At 69.1% G+C, this 20,515-nt stretch carries 19 protein-coding genes and 1 pseudogene; 3 read left to right on the forward strand and 17 right to left on the reverse strand.

From position 1 onward, the window contains the following. Window positions 1–471 precede the first annotated feature (471 nt). From ACFY0T_RS16870 to ACFY0T_RS16895, 6 genes are all read right to left on the reverse strand, one after another. Window positions 472–753 carry an HU family DNA-binding protein gene (locus ACFY0T_RS16870; protein WP_007382399.1) on the reverse strand — a complete coding sequence of 94 codons (282 nt, stop codon included), beginning with the start codon at window positions 751–753 and terminating at the stop codon, window positions 472–474. Between the two features lie 372 nt (window positions 754–1,125). Beyond that, the gene (locus tag ACFY0T_RS16875; protein ID WP_388870291.1) at window positions 1,126–2,559 is read right to left on the reverse strand and encodes an NAD-dependent malic enzyme; all 1,434 of its coding nucleotides are present in this window, start codon (window positions 2,557–2,559) and stop codon (window positions 1,126–1,128) included. Between the two features lie 443 nt (window positions 2,560–3,002). Beyond that, window positions 3,003–5,825, reverse strand: coding sequence for a UvrD-helicase domain-containing protein (locus tag ACFY0T_RS16880; RefSeq protein WP_388870293.1), 2,823 nt, complete (start codon window positions 5,823–5,825; stop codon window positions 3,003–3,005). A gap of 83 nt (window positions 5,826–5,908) precedes the next feature. Next, window positions 5,909–6,691, reverse strand: coding sequence for an anti-sigma factor family protein (locus ACFY0T_RS16885; RefSeq protein ID WP_388870296.1), 783 nt, complete (start codon window positions 6,689–6,691; stop codon window positions 5,909–5,911). Window positions 6,692–6,729: 38 nt separating this feature from the next. After that, window positions 6,730–7,260: a sigma-70 family RNA polymerase sigma factor gene (locus ACFY0T_RS16890; protein WP_037619265.1), complete on the reverse strand. Its 531-nt coding sequence runs from the start codon at window positions 7,258–7,260 to the stop codon at window positions 6,730–6,732. Between the two features lie 226 nt (window positions 7,261–7,486). Continuing rightward, complete coding sequence (locus tag ACFY0T_RS16895; RefSeq protein WP_388870299.1) at window positions 7,487–8,074, reverse strand: CGNR zinc finger domain-containing protein; 588 nt, start codon at window positions 8,072–8,074, stop codon at window positions 7,487–7,489. A 249-nt stretch (window positions 8,075–8,323) separates the two neighbouring features. On the opposite strand from ACFY0T_RS16895, the gene ACFY0T_RS16900 reads away from it, so the two are divergent. Next, entirely contained in the window at window positions 8,324–8,839 is a 516-nt protein-coding gene (locus ACFY0T_RS16900) for a DUF1772 domain-containing protein (protein ID WP_388870301.1), read from the forward strand. A gap of 23 nt (window positions 8,840–8,862) precedes the next feature. Here the strand turns inward: ACFY0T_RS16900 and ACFY0T_RS16905 are convergent, their stop codons facing one another. From ACFY0T_RS16905 to ACFY0T_RS16920, 4 genes are all read right to left on the reverse strand, one after another. Then, window positions 8,863–10,014, reverse strand: a complete 1,152-nt coding sequence (locus ACFY0T_RS16905; protein ID WP_388870303.1) for a uroporphyrinogen-III synthase — start codon at window positions 10,012–10,014, stop codon at window positions 8,863–8,865. A gap of 143 nt (window positions 10,015–10,157) precedes the next feature. Further along, complete coding sequence (locus ACFY0T_RS16910; protein ID WP_388870306.1) at window positions 10,158–11,540, reverse strand: nitrate/nitrite transporter; 1,383 nt, start codon at window positions 11,538–11,540, stop codon at window positions 10,158–10,160. Window positions 11,541–11,714: 174 nt separating this feature from the next. Further along, window positions 11,715–12,023: an SgcJ/EcaC family oxidoreductase gene (locus tag ACFY0T_RS16915; RefSeq protein WP_388870309.1), complete on the reverse strand. Its 309-nt coding sequence runs from the start codon at window positions 12,021–12,023 to the stop codon at window positions 11,715–11,717. 223 nt (window positions 12,024–12,246) lie between these two features. Continuing rightward, entirely contained in the window at window positions 12,247–13,167 is a 921-nt protein-coding gene (locus tag ACFY0T_RS16920; protein WP_388870312.1) for a hypothetical protein, read from the reverse strand. Between the two features lie 360 nt (window positions 13,168–13,527). Between ACFY0T_RS16920 and ACFY0T_RS16925 the strand changes: the two genes are divergently transcribed. Both ACFY0T_RS16925 and ACFY0T_RS16930 read left to right on the forward strand, forming a co-directional pair. Continuing rightward, a complete protein-coding gene (locus tag ACFY0T_RS16925) occupies window positions 13,528–14,004 on the forward strand; it encodes a hypothetical protein (RefSeq protein ID WP_388870315.1) in 477 nt (158 codons plus the stop codon). Window positions 14,005–14,073: 69 nt separating this feature from the next. Continuing rightward, window positions 14,074–14,767, forward strand: a pseudogene (locus ACFY0T_RS16930) (hypothetical protein). A 297-nt stretch (window positions 14,768–15,064) separates the two neighbouring features. Here the strand turns inward: ACFY0T_RS16930 and ACFY0T_RS16935 are convergent. From ACFY0T_RS16935 to ACFY0T_RS16965, 7 genes are all read right to left on the reverse strand, one after another. Continuing rightward, the gene (locus ACFY0T_RS16935; RefSeq protein WP_388870318.1) at window positions 15,065–15,454 is read right to left on the reverse strand and encodes a hypothetical protein; all 390 of its coding nucleotides are present in this window, start codon (window positions 15,452–15,454) and stop codon (window positions 15,065–15,067) included. A gap of 226 nt (window positions 15,455–15,680) precedes the next feature. Then, a complete protein-coding gene (locus ACFY0T_RS16940) occupies window positions 15,681–16,349 on the reverse strand; it encodes a hypothetical protein (RefSeq protein WP_388870321.1) in 669 nt (222 codons plus the stop codon). Between the two features lies 1 nt (window position 16,350). Then, on the reverse strand, window positions 16,351–17,019 hold the full coding sequence (locus tag ACFY0T_RS16945; protein WP_388870324.1) for a hypothetical protein: 669 nt from the start codon (window positions 17,017–17,019) through the stop codon (window positions 16,351–16,353). Beyond that, the gene (locus ACFY0T_RS16950) at window positions 17,016–18,377 is read right to left on the reverse strand and encodes a hypothetical protein (RefSeq protein WP_388870327.1); all 1,362 of its coding nucleotides are present in this window, start codon (window positions 18,375–18,377) and stop codon (window positions 17,016–17,018) included. The genes ACFY0T_RS16945 and ACFY0T_RS16950 overlap by 4 nt, the downstream gene beginning before the upstream one ends. Then, window positions 18,374–18,691, reverse strand: coding sequence for a hypothetical protein (locus ACFY0T_RS16955; RefSeq protein ID WP_388870330.1), 318 nt, complete (start codon window positions 18,689–18,691; stop codon window positions 18,374–18,376). The genes ACFY0T_RS16950 and ACFY0T_RS16955 overlap by 4 nt, the downstream gene beginning before the upstream one ends. A 123-nt stretch (window positions 18,692–18,814) precedes the next feature. Further along, complete coding sequence (locus ACFY0T_RS16960) at window positions 18,815–19,858, reverse strand: hypothetical protein (protein ID WP_388870332.1); 1,044 nt, start codon at window positions 19,856–19,858, stop codon at window positions 18,815–18,817. Continuing rightward, complete coding sequence (locus ACFY0T_RS16965; RefSeq protein ID WP_388870335.1) at window positions 19,846–20,502, reverse strand: hypothetical protein; 657 nt, start codon at window positions 20,500–20,502, stop codon at window positions 19,846–19,848. The genes ACFY0T_RS16960 and ACFY0T_RS16965 overlap by 13 nt, the downstream gene beginning before the upstream one ends. Between the last annotated feature and the right edge of the window lie 13 nt (window positions 20,503–20,515).

Below are 20,515 nucleotides of genomic sequence, written 5' to 3' on the forward strand. Positions count from 1 at the left end.
GAAGCTGGTCGAGCTGGGCGCGAAGGTGGAGCTGCCGGGCAAGGCGCTCGGCTGACAGCAATCGCTCCACTCCCGGCCCGGGGCAGCGCCGCTCCCGGCCGGGGGTCCGGGGGGTTGCCCCCCGGATAGACACAGCATGGAGAAGCTGGTCGAGCTGGGCGCGAAGGTGGAGCTGCCGGGCAAGGCGCTCGGCTGACAGCAATCGCTCCACTCCCGGCCCGGGGCAGCGCCGCTCCCGGTCGGGGGTCCGGGGGCCCGCGGCGGAGCCGCTGATGTCACAGCCTCCGGATAGACACAGCATGGAGCAGCTCGTGGAGCTCGGCGCGAAGGTGGAGCTGCCGGGCAAGGCGCTCGGATAGCGACAGCAGTCGTCCGTACGCCAATGGGGCGGCCCCCGGTGAGGGGGCCGCCCCATTGGCGTTACTGGCGCCTCGTACGCGTCCCGTGGCGTACAGGAACGTACAAGAGGGCTTACTTGCCCTTGGCGGCTTCCTTGAGCTTGGAGCCCGCGGAGACCTTCACGCTGTAGCCGGCCGGGATCTGGATCGGGTCGCCGGTCTGCGGGTTGCGCGCGGTGCGAGCGGCACGGTGGGTGCGCTCGAAGGTCAGGAAGCCGGGGATGGTGACCTTCTCGTCGCCCTTGGCGACGATCTCGCCGACGGTCTCGGCGAAAGCGGCCAGAACGGCGTCGGCGTCCTTGCGGGTCACCTCGGCGCGGTCGGCCAGCGCGGCCACCAGCTCACTGCGGTTCATGTTGTTACTCCCGTGTTCTTCTTGCCGTTGAGGCGTGCCACGCGGCGGAGCCGCATATTGGGCACAGCGGAGTCGATGCTGCCAGGGTCCTCGGTCGGTCCCCGGACCCGGGTCCGTAGCCAGACCCTCGCGCCCGAAGACGCATCCTGCCCCCACCTGCGGCGGGAAAGCCAATCCGGCACCCCTGGGAGTCACACGAACACCCTTGGGAGTCACACGAAAAGGCCTGCAAGGCCTGAGCCTGGCCGCCACCCTAAAGGCGGCCACAGGCCCCGCGTCCCACGACGCGCCGGTTCTCAGGCGGTCGTGGCACCCGTCACAGCCGCGAAAACAGCCCTACTCACGCGGTCGTGCCCTCGGTCTCGACCCGACCTACATGGTCGCGTTGTCCGCCTCCGTCACCCCTGCCGCCCGCGCGGCGTTGCGCACCGCTCCGGCGACCGCGCCCGCGACCTTGTCGTTGAAGACGCTCGGGATGATGTAGTTCGGGTTGAGCTCGTCCTCGGTCACCACGTCCGCGAGGGCGGTCGCGGCGGCCAGCATCATCTCCGTGTTGACCGTACGCGACTGGGCGTCCAGGAGGCCACGGAAGACGCCCGGGAAGACCAGGACGTTGTTGATCTGGTTGGGGAAGTCGGAGCGGCCGGTGGCCACAACAGCCGCCGTCTGACGGGCGATTGCCGGGTCGACCTCGGGGTCGGGGTTCGCGAGCGCGAACACAATGGCGTCCTCGGCCATGGCGGCCACGTCGTCGCCGTCGAGCACGTTCGGGGCGGAGACGCCGATGAACACGTCGGCGCCGCGCACGGCCTCCTTCAATGTGCCCGTGAGGCCCTCGGGGTTGGTGTTGTCGGCGATCCAGCGCAGCGCCGAGTCCGGGGCGGCGTCCACCAGGTCCGTACGGTCCGCGTGCACGACGCCGTGGATGTCGGCGACGACGGCGTTCTTGACGCCCGCGGCGATGAGCAGCTTGAGGATGGCCGTACCGGCCGCGCCCGCACCGGACATGACGACGCGAATATCGCCAATCGCCTTGCCTGCCACGCGAAGTGCGTTGGTCAGGGCGGCGAGGACGACGATCGCGGTGCCGTGCTGGTCGTCGTGGAAGACGGGGATGTCGAGGGCCTCGCGCAGGCGCGCCTCGATCTCGAAGCAGCGCGGCGCGGAGATGTCCTCGAGGTTGATGCCCGCGAAGCCGGGGGCGATCGCCTTCACGATCTCGACGATCGCGTCGGTGTCCTGGGTGTCCAGGCACAGCGGCCAGGCGTCGATGCCGGCGAAGCGCTTGAAGAGGGCCGCCTTGCCCTCCATGACGGGCAGGGCGGCCTTGGGGCCGATGTTCCCGAGACCCAGCACGGCCGAGCCGTCCGTCACGACCGCAACGGAGTTGCGCTTGATGGTGAGGCGGCGGGCGTCCTCGGGGTTCTCGGCGATCGCCATGCACACACGGGCCACGCCCGGGGTGTAGATCATGGACAGGTCGTCACGGTTGCGGATGGGGTGCTTGGACTGCATCTCGATCTTGCCGCCGAGGTGCATGAGGAACGTACGGTCGGAGACCTTGCCGAGGGTCACACCCTCGATGCCGCGCAGCTGCTCGACGATCTCGTCGGCGTGAGCGGTGGAGGTCGCCGCGATGGTGACGTCGATCCGGAGCTTCTCGTGGCCGGAAGCGGTCACGTCGAGGCCGGTCACCGAGCCTCCGTGGGACTCGACGGCCCCGGTGAGCTGGGAGACCGCGGTTCCGCTCGCGGGCACCTCCAGCCGGACCGTCATCGAGTAGGAGACGCTGGGCGCCGTTGCCATGGCCGACTTCCTCTGCTTTCACCGTGTACTGCGTGTACTGCGAGTACTGCGCGCGTACTGCTGGGTCGCGGGTATGCCGTCCGATCGTCGCACCTACCGCTGAGTACGCGGTAGCCGCCCCGGATTGCGAACGTTTTGTTCGCGAGCGGACGGGCACTTTCGGAAAAGTACTTCCACCATACGAGAAGTCAAGGGTGCAGCAAAGAGGCCCACGTCACTGGGTGACGTGGGCCTCTCCTGCGTTCTTACGTTCAGTGACACCGACCCGCCATGCTCGCCTCGCGGCAAGTGGTCGCTCGTAGCGACGAAGGTTGGGCCCGGGGGCTTGGATCGGGCCGGTGTCACGTCAACGGTAACAAACGATCCCCGTAAGGCAATTCCCGCCCAGAGAGTTCTTCTGGGAGAGGCGAGACGGGTGGGTGGGCCCCGGGCCGCGTCCCGCATCAGTCCCGGAGCAGGTCTGGCACCCCGTTCACATCAGGCTCGTCACGATCGGCCGAGACCACGGTCAGCTGTTGAGTGGCCCGAGTGAGAGCGACGTACAGCACGCGCAGCCCGGCCGGCGACTCGTCGGCGATCTCCGCGGGCGAGACGACCACCGTCGCGTCGTACTCCAGTCCCTTCGCCTCCAGGCTGCCCAGCGCCACCACACGGTCGCCGAGCCCCGCGAGCCACCGGGCGGCCTCGTCCCGCCGGTTCATGGCGACGACGACACCCACGGTGCCCTCCACCCGGTCGAGGAGGCGGGCCGCCTCGGCGCGCACGGCCTGCGCGAGCGCGTCCCGTACGACGGCGCCGTGTCCGTTGTTCGTTGTCGCAAAACGCGGCTGGACGCCCGTGGACCGTACGGCGGACGGGGACTCGGAGCCCGGCATGGCCAAGGCGAGGACCTTGGCGGCCAGATCGGCGATCTCGGCGGGGTTGCGGTAGTTGACGGTGAGGGTGAAGCGACGCCGGGGACGGGTCCCGAGGGCCTCGTCGCGGGCCTCGGCTGCCTCGTCGGGGTCGGACCACGAGGACTGCGCCGGGTCGCCGACGACCGTCCAGGTGGCGTGCCGGCCCCGGCGCCCGACCATGCGCCACTGCATGGGCGTGAGGTCCTGCGCCTCGTCGACGATGACGTGCGCGTACTCGGTCCGCTCCTGCGCGAGCCGCTCGGCGCGCTCGCGCTGCGACTCCTCGCGTACGGGCATGAGCTCTTCCAGGCCCGTGAGCTGGTCGAGCGGATCGAGGTCGCGCCGCTTCCTGGGCCGGGCGGGGGTGCCGAGGATGGCGTTCAGCTCGTCGAGCATCGCCACGTCGTGCACGGAGAGCCCGTCCCGCTTGAGCGAGCGTGCCACCCTGCGCACCTCGCCAGGGTTGAGGATCCGCCGCGCCCAGCGCCCGAGCCGGCGCTCGTCGGCCATGGCGGCCAGCACGCCCCGCGGCGTCAGCTCCGGCCACCACGCGTCCAGGAACGCGATGAAGCTGTCCTCGGACGTGATGTCCTCGTCGAACGACGACCGCAGCTCGGCGGCCAGCTCCGGGTCCGTGTGCCGCGTCCCGGCGCCCGACTGCGCCCACAGCGCGTCCAGCAGCAGCTTGCGGGCGCGCGGGCGCAGCAGATTGACCGGCGCGGTCCCGCTGAGCGCGTTGCGCTTGATCCGCTCCAGCTCGGCGGCCTCCAGCTCCAGCCGCCGCCCGAAGGCGACGACACGAAGGCGGGTGGGGAGACCGGCGGGGGGCTGCGGCTCGACGGCGTCCTGGCCGGTGGCCCCGGCCCGCTCGACCTCCCCGGCTTCCTCGCCGAAGGCGAGCTGCTCGGCACGGCCCCGGTCACCGCCGCGCGCACCGGCGATCGCCGCGTCCACGCGACCCGCCCGCGAGCCTTCGGCAGCGGCGGCCCGGGCGGAATTCGTCCCGTCACCGCCCCGCGCGGAGCGCGAGGACGTGGCCCCGCGCCCGGCACCCGCGAGACGCTCCGCGTCCGCGGAGGACCGCTGAGTGGCGCCCCGCGAACCTTCGGCTGCGCCGCCGCCCGGCACCGCCGCTGCCGCCCTGCCACCCCGCGCCGGGCGCGACGGCGGCTCCCCGGTGACACCCTGCCGCGCGCCTTCGGCCGCGGCCTCGACGCCGCCCGGCACACCTGCCGCCGCCCCGCTGCCAGGCGCCGGGCGCGAGGACGTACGGGACTCGCCCCCGGGCCCCTCCAGCACCCCCCGCGCCGCCTTCCGCAGCACCTTCAGCATCCGGTACGAGCCCTTGGCGCGGGCCACCGCCGGGGAGTCGTACAAGGTGGCCTCCGCACCGTCGACGAGGGAGCCGATCGCGCGGATGGCGACCTGGCCCTCCTCGCCGAGGGAGGGCAGGACGCCCTCGGTGTAGGCCACCAGCAAAGGTGTGGGCGAGACGATCAGGATGCCGCCCGCGTAGCGACGGCGGTCCTGGTAGAGGAGGTACGCGGCCCGGTGCAGGGCCACCGCCGTCTTGCCCGTGCCCGGGCCGCCCTCCACGTACGTCACCGACGCGGCGGGGGCGCGGATCACCAGGTCCTGCTCGGCCTGGATCGACGCCACGATGTCGCGCATGGTGTGGCTGCGGGCCTGCCCGAGCGCGGCCATGAGCGCGCCGTCGCCGATCACCGGGAGTTCGCGGCCGTCGAGGGTGGCCTTCAGCTCCGGACGCATGAGGTCGTCCTCGACGCCGAGGACCTTGCGCCCCTTGGAACGGATGACCCGGCGGCGTACGACACGTCCCGGGTCGACCGGCGTCGAGCGGTAGAACGGAGCCGCGGCGGGCGCCCGCCAGTCGATGACCAGCGGCGCGTAGTCGGCGTCGAGGACACCGATCCGGCCGATGTGGAGCGTCTCCGCGATCTCCGCGTACTGACCGTTCTCGTCCTCGCGGACGGCACCCTCGGCCGGTTCCACCGCCGTGTAGGCGCCGTCCGGGCCCTTCTTGCCGTCCTTCCCCAGGAGCAGGTCGATACGGCCGAAGAGGAAGTCCTCGAACTCGTTGTTGAGACGGTTCAGGTGAATCCCCGCGCGGAACACCTGGGCGTCCCGCTCCGCGAGCGCCCCCGGCGTACCGACCTGACCGCGCTTGGCGGCGTCGTTCATCAGGAACTCCGCCTCGTCGATCTTCTCCTCGAGGCGCCGGTACACCCGGTCCAGATGTTCCTGTTCGACGCTGATCTCCCGGTCCCGTACGGAGTCGTCCTTGGCGGAGTCGTGCGGTACGGAGTGGACCGAGCCGAGCGCGGTTTCCTGCTGAGCCTGAGCGGCCACCGGGCCCCCTTCTGACGTGCTGGGCAGCCGTCAACCGTACGCGAAAGGGGGCCCGCCAGGCTACGTGCGCGCTAGGGGTTCGCTCACGCATCCACCTCCACGAGCCGCTTCCCGTCGAAGGTCATGACCTCGAAGTGGTCGATCTGGTTGGGCGAGAAGGCCGCGCCGCCGTGCACGTAGAGCGGCTCCTTGGCGTCCTCCGTCTTCGCGTTCGGGATGCCGTAACCCCACTTCGGGACCGCCCAGGAGGTCACCGTCTCGCGCTCGCCGTTCTTGCCGACGGCGATCAGGGAGCACTTGAGCGGGCCCGTGACGTTCTTGAGCTGGAGGACCGCGTGGGTACCCCAGTCCTTCTTCTCGACGGCGACCACGGCGTTGACGCCGGTGCTCTTGTCCGTGGCCGAGACCTTGTCGGTCATGACCTCGAAGGCGGCCTTGGCGGGACTGGTGGCGTGTGCCTGGGGCATCTGGGTGCCACCGTCGTCGCCGCCGTTGACCGCCATCACCGTCAGCGGACCGCCGATGATCAGCGCGGCCGCGGCCGCCACCAGGTACATCCCGCGCCGGCGCTTCTGGGCGCGCCGCTCCGAGACCTCGTCGACCAGCCGTTCCGCGAGCCGTGGGCTCGGGCGGGCGGCCAGGGACTCCCCGATGGCCGGAGTGCCCTGGGAGGCCGGCAGATCCGCGAGCGCGGCGAGCATCGGTTCCATCCCGGCGAGCTCGTCGAGCTGCTGGGCGCACCACTCGCAGGTGGCGAGGTGTGCCTCGAAGGCGGTCGCCTCCGCGTCGTCGAGGATGCCGAGGGCGTAGGCGCCGACGGTCTCGTGAATGTCGCCGGGGCCTTGCTGTCCCCGTGGACCCTGCATGGCTCCTGGACCACCCGTTCCGTAACCCCCGTATGTGTTCATGCCGTCACCCCCCGCTCCTCCAGCGCCAGCTTCATCGACCGCAGGGCGTAGAACACCCGTGAGCGCACGGTGCCGCTGGGTATGCCGAGGGTCTCGGCCGCCTCATTGACCGTACGCCCTTTAAAGTATGTTTCGACCAGAACTTCCCTGTGAGCAGGGGTCAGGTCGTCCAGCGCGTCCGACAGTGTCATCAGCCACAACGCCTTGTCGATCTCGTCCTCCGCGGGGATGACCTCCAGCGGCGACGGGTCGACCTCCTGCGGCCGGGCCTGCCGGCTGCGGTGGCCGTCGATGACGATGCGCCGGGCGACCGTCACCAGCCAGGGGCGTACCGAACCGGTCGCACGATTGAGCTGACCGGCGTTCTTCCAGGCACGGATGAGTGTTTCCTGCACGACGTCCTCGGCGCGCTGCCGGTCTCCGGCGACAAGCCGCAGTACGTACGCGAGCAACGGCCCCGCATGTTCCCGGTACAGGGCACGCATCAGCTCCTCGTCGGGTTCGGTCGACGAGGACTGCTGAGACATGCGATGTCGGGCCCTTGGCCTTCGTTCATCAGCCACGGCGGAATCCTTGCGCACGCCTACCTCCGGTGTCCGGGGGTTCCCCCAGTCGGTCGCTCATCACCGGGTACGTGCGCAGGCGGGCGCGTGTTCAAAGAGGTAGCAGTTATTTCTTGTGGGAGTGGTGAAGGCCGGTTGAAGAGGGGCTTTCGATCACGAGAGGTGATCGAAAGATCACGTACGGGTGGGATCACGCCCGGGCGAGTGCCGCCCGGCGCCGGTGCCGGGCCACCCGCTCCCGGTTGCCGCACACCTCACTGGAACACCATCGTCGGCGTCGCCCCCGGGAGGTGTCGAGATAGACGATCGGGCAGTTGTCCCCCTCGCACTGCCGCAGGCTCGCCCGCGCCACCGGGTCGGTGAGCAGTTCGAGGGCGTCCCGGGCGACGACGGAGAGCAGTTCGGCACAGCCGGGCGGGGTGCGCAGTCTGCGGTGCAGCGAACCGTCGTCCGCGCGGACGGCCCAGGGGGCGGGCGGGGTGCCCAGCGCGGCCGCGTTGACGCGGGCGAGCGCCGCGTCGGCGGGCCGTGCGTCGAACTCGCCGCGCACCAACTGGGCGATGTGTCCGCGCAGTTCACGGAAGCCGAGCAGCCACGCCGCGTCGACCGACGCCAGCGGCGTCCCCGCGGGGACGAGTCCGGATGCGGCGATCCAGGCGCTCAGCCGGGCGGCCGAGTCGAGCCGTTCCTCGGGGTGGGTGGTCGCCGTCAGATCCAGGCAGATCCGCCCGGAGTCGAACCGCAGCTCGTACGAGGCCGTGGCCATGCCCGATGCCATGTGCCTGTCACCGCCTTGGGGTTACCGCCATGAGGGGTCGGTGAGATGCCGATGAAAGGTGCTCGTGGGGTGGTCGGAGGGTGCTCGTGGGGGTGCTCGTGGGGGTGCTCGCGGGTTGCGTACTCCCTACAGTGCATGCCCGCGCGCCCCGCCGGAAGACTCAGTACCGCTCCCGTGCTGGACGCGCGCTTATGCGGCCGCGCGCCTGGGCCATGTCACCCGTGCCGCGGCGCCGGTTGACTGAAGGACATGACGGACAACAGCACGGGGCGGCGTACGACCGCCGGAGGTGTACTGGGAGCGGCCACGGTCGCGATGGGCCTGATCGCCGGGGTCTTCTACATATTCGCCTGCGCCATCATGCCGTCGCTGGCCCGCAGCGACGACCGCGTCTACATCGAGGTCATGCAGAACATCAACGACGTGATCCAGAACCCGGTGTTCTTCCTCAGCTTCCTGGGCGCGCTGGCGCTGACGGCGATCTCCGCCTGGCAGTTGCGCGGGTCACCGTACAAATGGTGGGTGTTCGCGGCCCTCGCCGCGTACGCGCTCACCTTCCTGTTCACCGTCGTCGCGAACATCCCGCTCAACAACGACCTCGCGGACGCCGGCGACCCGGCGAAGATCGCCGACCCGGCCGCCGTACGCGAGAAGTTCGAGGACACGTGGGTGGCATGGAACGTCGTACGGGCGCTGCTGTCGACGCTCGCGCTGGCGTGCCTCGCGCGTGCGCTGTTCCTGTACGGGAGGTACGGAAGGTCCTGAAGGTTCGGAAGGTCTGGGAGGCCTTACGCGTCCGCGTACTTGGAGTCCGCGGCCGGGTCGAGGGCGAGCCGGTAACCGCGCTTGACCACCGTCTGGATGAGCTTGGGCGCGCCCAGTGCCGTACGCAGCCGGGCCATCGCCGTCTCGACGGCGTGCTCGTCCCGGCCGGCGCCCGGCAGCGCGCGCAGCAGCTCGGCCCGGGCCACCACCCAGCCGGGCCGCCGCGACAGGGCCCGCAACAGCGACATCCCGGCGGGCGGCACGGGCCGCAGCGCCCCGTCCACCATCACGGCGTGCCCGCGGATCTCCACCCGGTGCCCGGCGATGGGCAACGCCCGCGCCCGCCCCGGCAGTTCCTGACACAGCAGCTGTACGAGGGGGCCGAGCCGGAAGCGTTCGGGCTGAACGGTGTCGATGCCCCGGGCCTGCAGCGGCAGCGCGGTGACCGGGCCCACGCAGGCGGGCAGCACGTCGTGGTGCAGGGCGGCGAGGAGTTCCGGGAGCAGCCCCCGGTCCTCCGCCCTGGACAGCAGGGAGGCGGCGGCGGGCGCGCTGGTGAAGGTGAGCGCGTCCAGGCCGCGGGTGACGGCCGCGTCGAGGAGCCGGTCGACGGGCCCGATGTCCTCCGGCGGCATCCACCGGTACACGGGGACGCCGACGACCTCCGCTCCCGCGGCGCGCAGCGACTCCACGAATCCGGGCAGCGGCTCGCCGTGCAGCTGGATGGCGATACGGCGCCCGTCGACGCCTTCGTCGAGGAGCCGGTCGAGCACCTCGGCCATCGACTCGGAGGACGGCGACCACTCCTCTGTCAGCCCCGCGGCCCTTATCGAGCCCTTGACCTTGGGCCCGCGGGCGAGCAGTTCGACGCCGCGCAGCCGGGCGAGCAGGTCCTCGCCGAGCCCCCAGCCGTCGGCGGCCTCGACCCAGCCCCGGAAGCCGATGGCGGTGGTGGCCACCACGACGTCCGGCGCGTGGTCGATCAGCTCCTTGGTGGCGGTGAGCAGTTCGCTATCGTCGGCGAGCGGCACGATGCGCAGGGCCGGGGCGTGTACGACGCAGGCGCCACGCCGCTGGAGCAGCGCGGCGAGCTCGTCGGCCCGGCGCGCGGCTGTCACACCCACGGTGAATCCGGCGAGGGGGCCGTTGTCCGGTCGCTGCTGTTGGTCGTACATGTGCTCTCGTCTCGCGCTCGTCGAGTCGTGGTGCACTGAGGGCCGCTGATCTCTTGTCTCTCGCGGCCGTGCACTTGCGGCTGAGCCGAGCCTGTCAACGCCCCGTGACAGACTCGGTTCAGCTGTATGTCGCTGGTGTTACGTCACACTTCGGCGTAGCTGAGCTGCGCCTTCGTGTCGTTCGCGGCCGTGGCCGGGGCCGCGGCGGCCGCCGGGCGGCGAAGGTATACGGCCCAGGTGACCGTGAAGCAGACCGCGTAGAAGGCGAGGAAGGCCACGAAGGCGCCGGTGCCGGAGCCCACGCTCAGGAACGACTGCCGGAAGGCCAGGTTGATCCCGAGCCCGCCGAGCGCGCCCACGGCTCCGATGAGCCCCATGGAGGCGCCGGAGAGCCGTCGCCCGTAGGAAGCAGCTTCCTCTCCGCTGAGCCCCATGGCTACGGCCTTCGCCTGGAAGATGCCGGGGATCATCTTGTACGTCGACCCGTTGCCGAGCCCGGTCAGCACGAACAGCACGATGAACGCGGTGGTGAACAGGGGCAGCGACTTCTGCATGGAGGCGATCACGATGACGCCGGTCGCCGCGGCCATGGCGACGAAGTTCCACAGCGTGATCTTCGCGCCGCCGTAGCGGTCGGCGAGCCAGCCGCCCACGGGCCGGATCAGCGAGCCGAGCAGCGGGCCGATGAAGGTGACGTACGCGGACTGCAGCGGCGTACGCCCGAATTGCGTCTGCAGGACGAGCCCGAACGCGAAGCTGTATCCGATGAACGACCCGAACGTCCCGATGTAGAGGAAGGACATGATCCAGGTGTGGGCATCCTTGACCGCCTCCTTGGCGGCGCCGGTGTCGTTCTTCACGGACGAGATGTTGTCCATGTAGAGCGCGCCGAGGACAGTGGCGATCACGATGAGCGGGATGTAGATGCCCAGCAGGACCCGCGGCCCTCCGCTGGCACCGATGACCGCGAGGCCGATGAGCTGCACGACCGGGACGCCGATGTTGCCGCCGCCCGCGTTGAGCCCGAGCGCCCACCCCTTCTTCCTGAGCGGGAAGAACGAGTTGATGTTGGTCATGGACGAGGCGAAGTTGCCGCCGCCGACGCCGGCGAGCATCGCGCAGACCAGGAAGGTCCCGAACGACGTACCCGGCTCCATCACGATGAACGCGGCGATGGTGGGGATCAGCAGCATGCTCGCGGCGATGATCGTCCAGTTCCGGCCACCGAAGCGGGCCACCGCGAAGGTGTACGGCACCCGGACGACGGCGCCGACCAGCGTCGCCATCGACACGATGAAGAACTTGTCGGCCGGGGTGAGCCCGTACTCGGGGCCCATGAAGAGCACCATGACGGACCACAGGGTCCAGATCGAAAACCCGATGTGCTCGGACAGCACGGAGAAGAACAGGTTGCGGCGGGCGACCTTCTCCCCGGTCTGCTGCCAGAAGGCCTCGTCCTCGGGATCCCACTGCTCGATCCAGCGGCCTCCCCTGCTCCGTGCGGGGGCTGTACTAGGGGCTGTCATGACGCCTCCACTGTTCTCCGGTGCGGTGCTCGTGTCTGTCCTGGGCTTGCCTGGGGATGACACCCGAAGGTAGGGAGGGCGCGTTTCCGGCCTGTGGCTGTGGGTGACTGGAAGGGAACGTTGCTCTCACCTGACCGCGAGCCCGACGGTGAGGACGGGCCCGCGGGATGATCGTCAGGCGGGCGCGTCGTGGTACGAGGTGATCGCCCAGGTCCGGTCGTGAGGGCCGCGGACAAGAACCCAGGTCGCACGGCGGATCCGGTCGGCGGGGAGCTCGTTCTCCCCGGCCAGGAGGATCCCGGCCTCACTGACGACGACCGCGGTGCCGGGGCTGAGGAAACGGATCCGGCGGGGTTCGTCGAGGGGCTTGGACCCCTTCAGCGGCCCGTTGGACCCCTTCAGCGGCCCGGCGCACGCGGCCGCCATGTACGCGCGGATCTCTTCCCTCCCGTCATGGAAGACGCCGGGCATCACGACCGTCACGTCGGTGCGTCGACGGCCTCCGTGAACAGCGCCCTCCAGCGGGGCCGCGAACGGGCAGCCGGCCGTCGCGGCTTACGTCCGCGCCGCGGGCGACGACGGGTACCGGCTGCACAGGTCGCAGGTGTTCACAGCCGACCGGGAGGGGGTCAGCCACACGGTGGTGTCCCAGACGCCCACGGTGCTCGAGGCGTTCGGGCTCGCGGAGGAGTGGCGGCCTTGAGGGCTACTGCTGGGGAGGCTGCCAGGTTCCGTAGGGGTTGGGCTGTTGGAGCTGGGGCTGGGGCTGGGGCTGTTGGGCTGCGGTGCCGGGTTGGGCGTAGGGCCCGGGGGCTTGCTGGGCGTAGGGACCGGGAGTCTGCTGACCGGGGTACGGCCCGCTGGGGGCCGGCTGTCCGTACGGACCGGCGGCCTGCTGCCCGTAGGGGCCAGGAGCCTGCGGAGTGTACGGACCGGGAGCCTGCGGAGCGTACTGGGCATAGGGCCCCGGCGCCTGCCCCGGCGCGTACCCGTGCCCCTGCCCCTGCCCCTGTGCCGTCTGCACCTGCGCCGCGTAAGCCGTCGGCGGCAGATACCGCACCCGCCCGCCCTCTTCCGTCACGGGAGCGAACCCGGCGGCCTGCAACCGCGCCGCGAACTTGGCGTTGCGCTTGCGCGTGACGACGAAGCCGATGCCGAAGACGGCCATGAGCACGGCCCAGAGAACGCCCGCCACGGTGTAGGCGACAGAATCCCCACCGGTCCGCACGGCCAGCACCACGCACCCGACCGTGACGCCGACCACCCCGTACAGCATCCGCTTCTCGGCGTTCTTGCCGGTGAGGTCGAAGTTGATCCGAGCCTTGAGCAGCTCCAGCGCGTCAGGGATGACAGGCGGCAGCGACTCCCCGTCCCCGGCCTGCGGATACTGCGCCCAGTTCTGCGCGGCCCGCGCCTGCGCCTGCGGGCTGGGGTCGGGCACGATCAGCATCGTGAGCGCGTTGTTGCGCCCGCTGCCCTGCCGTACATCCGCGTACTCGTACCCGAACTGCTGGGCGATGAAGGCGAGTCGGGCCAGTTTCTTCACCGAGGCCATCGGACTCGTGAGCTGAACCGCCTCCCCCGCGGCCATCAACTGGAACATCTGCCGAATCTGCCGCTTACTCATACCGCCCCCAACTTCCCCGCCGGTCCCACTCGTTCACTTCCGCAACCGGCCCAGCCTTTCACGCGCGCGTGCCTCCGCAGAACGGCGGGGCAATCTGGTTTACCGGGCCTTGACCTGGCCTTGACGGGAACAGCGAGACCAAGCCAATTGCGCGTAGAGAGTGAGATATTGGACAAGGTCTCACCCATCCCCGCATTTCACAGAAAACGCACAGGTCTCAGCCGTATCCCCACACCTGGCGGGCGGCTCCCACGACCCCGGGACAACGGCACAGTCCGGAACCTGTAACTCCTGGAACCCGTGTAACTCCTGGAACCCCTGGAATCCCCGAAATCCCTGGAACCCCGATCAGGAGCCCCCATGAGCGACGACCAACCCAACATCCTCGCCATCCTGCTGATCGGCCTCGTCGGCCTGGCCGTGGCGGGCGGGCTCGCTGTGTTCGGCTTCACCACACTGGCCCGGCACGGCGTCAGGCGCTCGGGGAAGGACGCCCTGCTCCGCGGCTTCGCGGGCCTCGCCGCCGCGGCAGCCGCCGCCCTGTACGTCTGGGGCGCCCTCCACCTCGTCAAGGACGAGACGATGACGGTCGACGCATGCCGCGCCGCGGTGGGCCGCGCGCACGCGGCCGACATCACCGGCGCCGACGTCTCCTACCTACCCCTGCACCTGAACTGCCATGTCAGGGGCGCCGGTACGTACGCCGCCGCCGTACCCGCATACGTCAACCCCGCGGCCCTGGGGCTGGCCCTGACCGCCGTGGCGCTCGGAGTGGGCGCGGCGTTCGCGTCGGAGCTCCGCGCCAGAGACAACTTCAGGAAAAAGAAGACAAGTTGAACGAGCCCCAGCACACCCCTCGAACCCCCTCCTCACGTATCCCGCCGTACGGTCCTCACCCGCACGGCGGTGATCACGGGCGCGGCGATCGCCGCGTCCCTCCCCGCCTCGCAGTTCCTGGCGAGCCCGGCGTACGCGGCCGGAAAGGACCCGGTCCCCGGCACGAACCCGCTCTCCGCGACGGTGCGGGAGGCCGTCCGCAAGGCGGAGGCACGCTCCAGACGCGTGATGACGGGCAAGCCGTCCCGCAACGGCTGGGAGATGGAACGCGTCACCGATGACGGCGGCCGCATCTTCACCCGCCCCGTCCCCGGCACCCCCCTCGCGGGCATCGCGGTACGCATGGGCGACGTCGAGACCGTCCTCGTCCACGTCGTACGCCGCTTCCACTACGAGGTCGAAGAACTCCGCAAGGGAGACGCCATCGGATGGCGCTCCCCCGGCACGGTCCGCAAGGGCCTCCCAGAGTCCAACCAGGCCTCCGGCACGGCGGTACAGATCCGCCCCGGCGCCTACCCCGCCGACACCCGCGGCGGCTTCTTCCCTCAACAGCGCCTACTGATCCAGGACATCCTCACCGAACTCAACGGCGTCATCCGCTGGGGCGGCAACGACCCCAACCCGGACGAGTCCCTCTTCTACACCGCCCCCCAACGACCGCCGCCTCACCACCACGGCACACCGCGTCCGCCGCTGGAACAACACACCGGGCCTGGGCGCGGGTGCATTGGCCGACGTGACGGGTTCACACCGGACGAGCTGAATAATCGGGCTCATTGCAAGGCCCCACCGTCACCTTCGCCCCAGCGGCCTGGTGGTCCACCGACTCGAAGGCCGTTCACCACGTCGAACGCGACGGTTGGGGCCGCCACCCCGTGAGCGAGTTCAGGGACCGTCAGAAGTGACGTACGCACGTGTCTGGCCAAGCAGACCGTGGGAGCCCGGAATGCGATACCGAAGTCCTCCGGGGTGGTGTCCATTGCCCCCGGCCGGAAACCGTCGACGGATGCCTCGACGGAACGAGCTCCCTCGGACACCGGTCTGACAACACCCGGACTTCTCAGGGATCTTCGTCGACGGGCTCGGGCTCACGGGTGTATGCGAGGTCGAGTACGTAGCGTTCGGTGACGGGGCAGTTGCTCCAGGCCTCGATGAGCCGACCTTCGGGGGCGTCGTCGGTGAGTTGGTCAAGCACGGTGCCGTAGTAGTCGGCAACTGCCCGGCGGTTGGCCCACCAGGCCTGGCCTTCGTACACGCCCGGCCGGGGCAGGGTCATCTCTCCGGCGGGGCCGAGGCCCAGCTGATTGACGACGAGGAAGCCCGTTTCGGATTCGATGCTGATGGCGACGTGGCCTTCGGCATCAGCGGGTGGAGCCGGTGGTACGTCCCAGATTACGTCCCAGATGCGGATGGTGACGTCGACGTCGATGTCCGGCTGGAGGCTGTCCAAGCCCGTGGCCCCCGCGTGATCGTTCTGCCTGAAGACCAGACATGATCACGCAAGGCCACGGGCACTTCCCTTCCAGGGCCAGGCTCTCCCCGGCTGAACACGGGCCGTGACACCAGTCCCATCGCGGGAGCCATCCGCACCGCTCAACCGCGGAGACCCCTCAATCTCCACGGCTTCAGGGCGTTCTCGAAGCGGAACACCTCGGCAAACTCCTGGCAACCTGGCGCTACGCCTCGGTGCCCGGTGCCGCCACGTACAGTTCCGGTACACGGATGCCCGCGCGACGGGCGCGTTCGACGGCGTGCGGGCTGGCCCCGTGGGCGTGGCCGGGGATACCCCTGTTGTAGCTCGGCCGCTGGCAGATCACGTAGAGGCGGCGGGGGCCCGGGATGGCGATGACGGCGGCGAAGCGGGGGTCGCCGGCGAACCAGATCTCTTGAACCTGAGCCGCCTTCTCAGGTTTGACGCCAGGGCCAAGACGCCGGGCCCAGAAGGTTGCTCGGAGATGGGAGCGCATGACCATGGCGACCTTGTCGGCAGACTGTTCGGGGTCGGGGAACTTCAGCCACACGTCGCCGGGCCCGGCGTCCGGAACCTTGCCAATGCCGCTCTCCGGCCTCTCGTAGACCTGCCAGGGGTATTCCCGCAACAGACGCAGCGCGCGGAGGGCCCAGGTGATGTACGCAGGCTGGAGGAAGGTCCGGTAGAACGAGTAGAGCATCGGGACGAAGAAGAACCACAGTGTCCATGTCGGCGAGGTCACGTACCACGCCAGCAGGCCAACCCACGCCACCGGCCAGAGAATCTGTCCGAGGATCGCGCACGTGACGAGTTGCGTCCAGGCACGGCGCGTGGCCGGGTCGGCCCAGGCTGTGGAGTACTGCGTGGGAGCCATGTCATTTCTCATCAGGCACATCCGGGAACGGGTTGTCGAAGCTGACCGACTCGGCGATGTCCCGGAGCAGAGCACGGTAGTGCCGCGCACGCCCGACCGCCGTGGTGGCCAGTGTGAGGATCGCGATCCGTGCACCGTCGGGGCAGGGAACGTACGCGGTGAACTGAAGCAGATCCCGCTGGCCAAGTCCCGCCTCCGGCGGCGTAGTCAGACGCTCCTGCACAAGTGAGGCCGGGCCGCAGGGAAGGTCCAGAGCCTCGATGTGCTCAGCGTTCGTCTCGCTGCCCGCTGCTGCACGAGCCGCGATGACACTCCGCGGAGCCCAGCTGGTCGCCCGCCACGCGAGTGTGAACAGTGAGAGCAGCAGACTGCCATCACCTTCGTCGTCCATGTGCAGGCCGAGGGAGCAGTGGATAGCTCCGGACTCCAGGAACGCCTGGGCCATCCGCTGGACCGGAGCGAAATCGGTCAGGAATCGCTCCCGAGACTCGGGATCGGGGAGCGCCTCCCACAGCGGACGCACCACATGCCCCGGATTCGCCTCCTCCGGGCCGCTCGCCGCCTCCGCCAGTTCCACGAGCGGAAATGCGACGAAGCCCGCGGGCAGCGCGAACCAGATATCGGCATCCTGACTCCGCGCTGACTCGTCGATCAGATAGGGAACGCTCACGATGCCGCCCTCGCCCCGAACATGAGGAAGTGAATCGCTCCGACCGCCGCTGGGAGATCTACCCCAAGGGTTCTGGGGCCATCCAGACCACTGGTGATCGCCTTGGCCGCGTCGTTATCCAGGCTCTCCGCAAGGGTGCCGGCCACGCCGTACAACGCGGTCCCGGCGCCCAGGAGAGTCGCCGGAGCGTCGATCCTCTCCACGATCGGAGCGAGCCGACCACCGAACACCTTCGGATGAGCCAAGATGCTCACGGCGCCTCCGGCTGCGGTGGCCTCTGTCTTGATCGAGGTTCCAACTGCCGCGATCTTCTGCGGCAGCGTCAGGACCTCACCGCTCGCACGCATGAGCTGTGGTGCCTTGAAGGCTCCCTTGAGCGCCACCCCCAGCGCCGGCACCATACCCAGAAGGTCCCCTGCCACCCCGAGGGCGTTGCTCCAGAAGTCCAGGTCCAGCTCACCCTTGGAGAAGCCGTCCGCCAGGGACGCCCGAACCTCGGGATCGCTGATCCGCAGACCGAAAGCCGTCGCGCTCAGCAGTCCCGCTGCCAGGAACAGCGCCCATGGTGCAATAGCCGTAAGCCCCAGCAATGCGATCACACCCAACACCGCTGCGCACGCGCTGAGGATGTCGGGCAGGTTGTCGCCCAGCCAGTCGGTGAACTTGTCCCACGCGCCGGGTTCATGCGGCGCCAGCTTCGTCGTCGCGTCGCGGATCTTGTTTGCCCGGTACTGAGCCTTCTGCTCGTGCTCCTCGGCCAGCTTCTTCGCCTTGCCGATAATCTTGTCGAGTTCGGCCTGGGCCTCGTCCACGGCCGTGTTCGCGTGGGTCAACGCCTTCTGGGCGTCGTCCTGGCGGGCGCCCTTCTTGTCCAGGTCAGGGTCGTTCTCCGCCTTGCTCGCTCGGCCCTTCGCCGTGTCCAGCGCGGCCTTTGCGTCCTTCGCGTCGCCTTCGAGCTTCTTGGCACGGTGCTGGAAATCGTCGAGTTCCCCTTCCCAGCGGTCGAGCTGCCGGGCCGCCTTGCGGATGGAGTGCGCGGCGTTCTTCAGGTTCAGGGGGAGGGGGCCGCCGTCCAGCTGCTCCCGGAAGGCAATGGCTGCATCACCTTTCCAGTAGCTGCCGTCCAGGAGCTTGGTGACGAGGTCGTAAGCCTCTTCCAGGGTCTTGGCGCAGTTCGCGAGCTTCTTGTGCAGGTCGCGAACCGTATCGGTGCTGCCGGGCACGGGGTTGAAGCCCAAGTGCGGATAGTCGGGATTCGGGATGGATGGGGACGACTTCAGCCCCTGGGGAAGATCACCGTTCCGGCGGGCCGCGGAATCGGGAAAAGGGGATGGTTCGACGCCTGAAGTGACGGTCACTTCTTACCTCCACCCTTACCGTCCTTGGCATTCCTCAGTGCTTCCTCCAGCGCCTTGTCCACCTCGTTGTAGCTGTCCTTACTTTGCCCGATGATCTTCGCAAGCTCCTCGGTCTGCTCACCGATCTGTTCGGTGCCGTACTTCCAGTCCTCCTGGAAGTCCTCGCACGCGGCGTCCAGATCGTCCGTGCCGAGCCCGGTGACAGTCGCGTCGGCCAGCGCCTTGCGCAGCCCCCTCAGCGAGTCGCTCGACTTGTTGAGCAACTTCATGAAGTGTGCGAGCTCATCGCCGTCGACGACCAGTCGATCCGCCATGCATCGGTCTCCTCTCCCTGCCTCTGGCACGAGTAAGTGACTCTATCCATTCCGCATTTGCCGTTGCGACGGTGCCCGCCCCTTCTCAGGAGCGGGCACCTGACGGCGGAGCCCCGCAAGCGGTCAGCGGTTGACGGCCTGGATCTCCTGCACGACGACGTCCTGCTCGGCCCCGAACGTGCCGTCCGGCAGGCCTTGTGCCTCGGTCACGCCCGTACCCGTCCAGTGGATCTTCCACGTGATGGTGGCCTTGAGCTTGTACGAGCCGTCGCCCGAGGAGCGCAGGTAGCGCACGCCGCAGGGTGGGATCTCGTCCGACTTGCCCTTGGCGTAGGCCTCGCCGATACGGCCGTTGTTGAACTCGCAGACACCGGAGGCGGGGTACGTCGTGGCGTCGTCCGTGCCGGGCTCGATCTTCAGCGACACCGGCTCCGCGGTGGTTGTCGCCGAGACGCCCAGCAGTGGGACCGAGGCGGTCACCGACACCGGCTTGAACTTCGCCGTGTCCAGCCATGCCCACGTCGGGAGGTTCACCTTCGTGGTGCCCTCGGGGGCGAGGTCCACCTTGGTCGAGGGGACGCGTATCTCGGCGTACGCGAGCTGCGCCAGCATCTTGGGGGTGATCGCCTCGGGGATGTCTGCGGGCGGGGCCTCGCCCTTGTCCACCCAGAAGATGGGCTTGTCGCAGTCGAGGGCGCCCGGGTCGCCCTCGCGGCCCTTGGTGACGTACGAGTCCCACCAATAGCCCTTGCCGGCCTTGGCCTTGTTGAAGTCCTTGTACTCGCCGCCGTTCACGTACTTATTGCGCTGCTCCAAATCCCACTGGGACCCCGTCGACTCGGCATTCCAGATCGGCTCCAGGTACTTCTGCAGCTCGTCCGGGGTGTATTTGGGAGCGTAGTAACACGCGGGCGGGGTCCACGTCGTCGCTGACGTCACCGGGCCCGCCGACTCGCCCGTACCGTTCTTGGAGCGGTCGAAGACGACAGCACCAGCAGTCGCAGCAACTCCGCCCTTGCCGTCCGATTTTCCTGACGCGCTGGTATCAGAGCCATTGGTGCTGCCGCCATGTCCGTAACCCGCGAACGCTTGAGTCGAGCTCAGCAGCAGGGCTGTGGAAGCGATGAGGGCAACTACTCCAGGGTTTCTGTATTTCAGGACTGGCATGCGCTGCTCCCCCGCTGCGACGTCAGCTTTTCCGTGATCCAGATGCCTTGCTTGTTGACCCGCAGTCGGCTGTTGTAGAGGACGTAGTTGTCCTTCGACTTCGGAGTAATCTCGATCTTGCCGGTCTTCAGGCTCTTGTTGTAGGCCTTGTTCTGGTCTTCGCAGTAGACAAAGCCGGCCGTTCCATCGGCGTTGATCTTCACGTTGGCGCTGTAGTAACGCTTTGCTCCGGTGATGCGGTCCTTGTAGTCCACGAACTCCTGGATGAACTTCTGGCTCCCGGCCGCCGCCGTGCCTTCGGAGTAGAAGCGGTACGCCTTGTGAAGCGGGTCCTGTTCAGCGATGGCCATGTCCACGGCCTTGATGAACTGCTCGCTGTCACTCAGGACCGCGTCCTTGTCCTTGTCACCTGTCTTCGGCCACTCGAAGGTGTACGTGAGATCCGCCGGCAGCTCGATCTTCGGCCGCGCCGCGGAGTCCGTCGCGCTCGCGCTAGGCGACCCCGAAGTCTCACCCCCCGTATCCGCCCCGGCGATCTTGTCGTTCCCCTTCGATCCGTCATCGCCCCCACCGCACGCGGTCAGAAGCAGTGCTGCCGTCGCACCGGCGGCGGCTGTGGCGAGCAGGCGGGGACGGCGGTTCACGGGAGGCTCCTGT

The organism is Streptomyces sp. NPDC001530 (assembly GCF_042894545.1).
Lineage (GTDB): Bacteria > Actinomycetota > Actinomycetes > Streptomycetales > Streptomycetaceae > Streptomyces.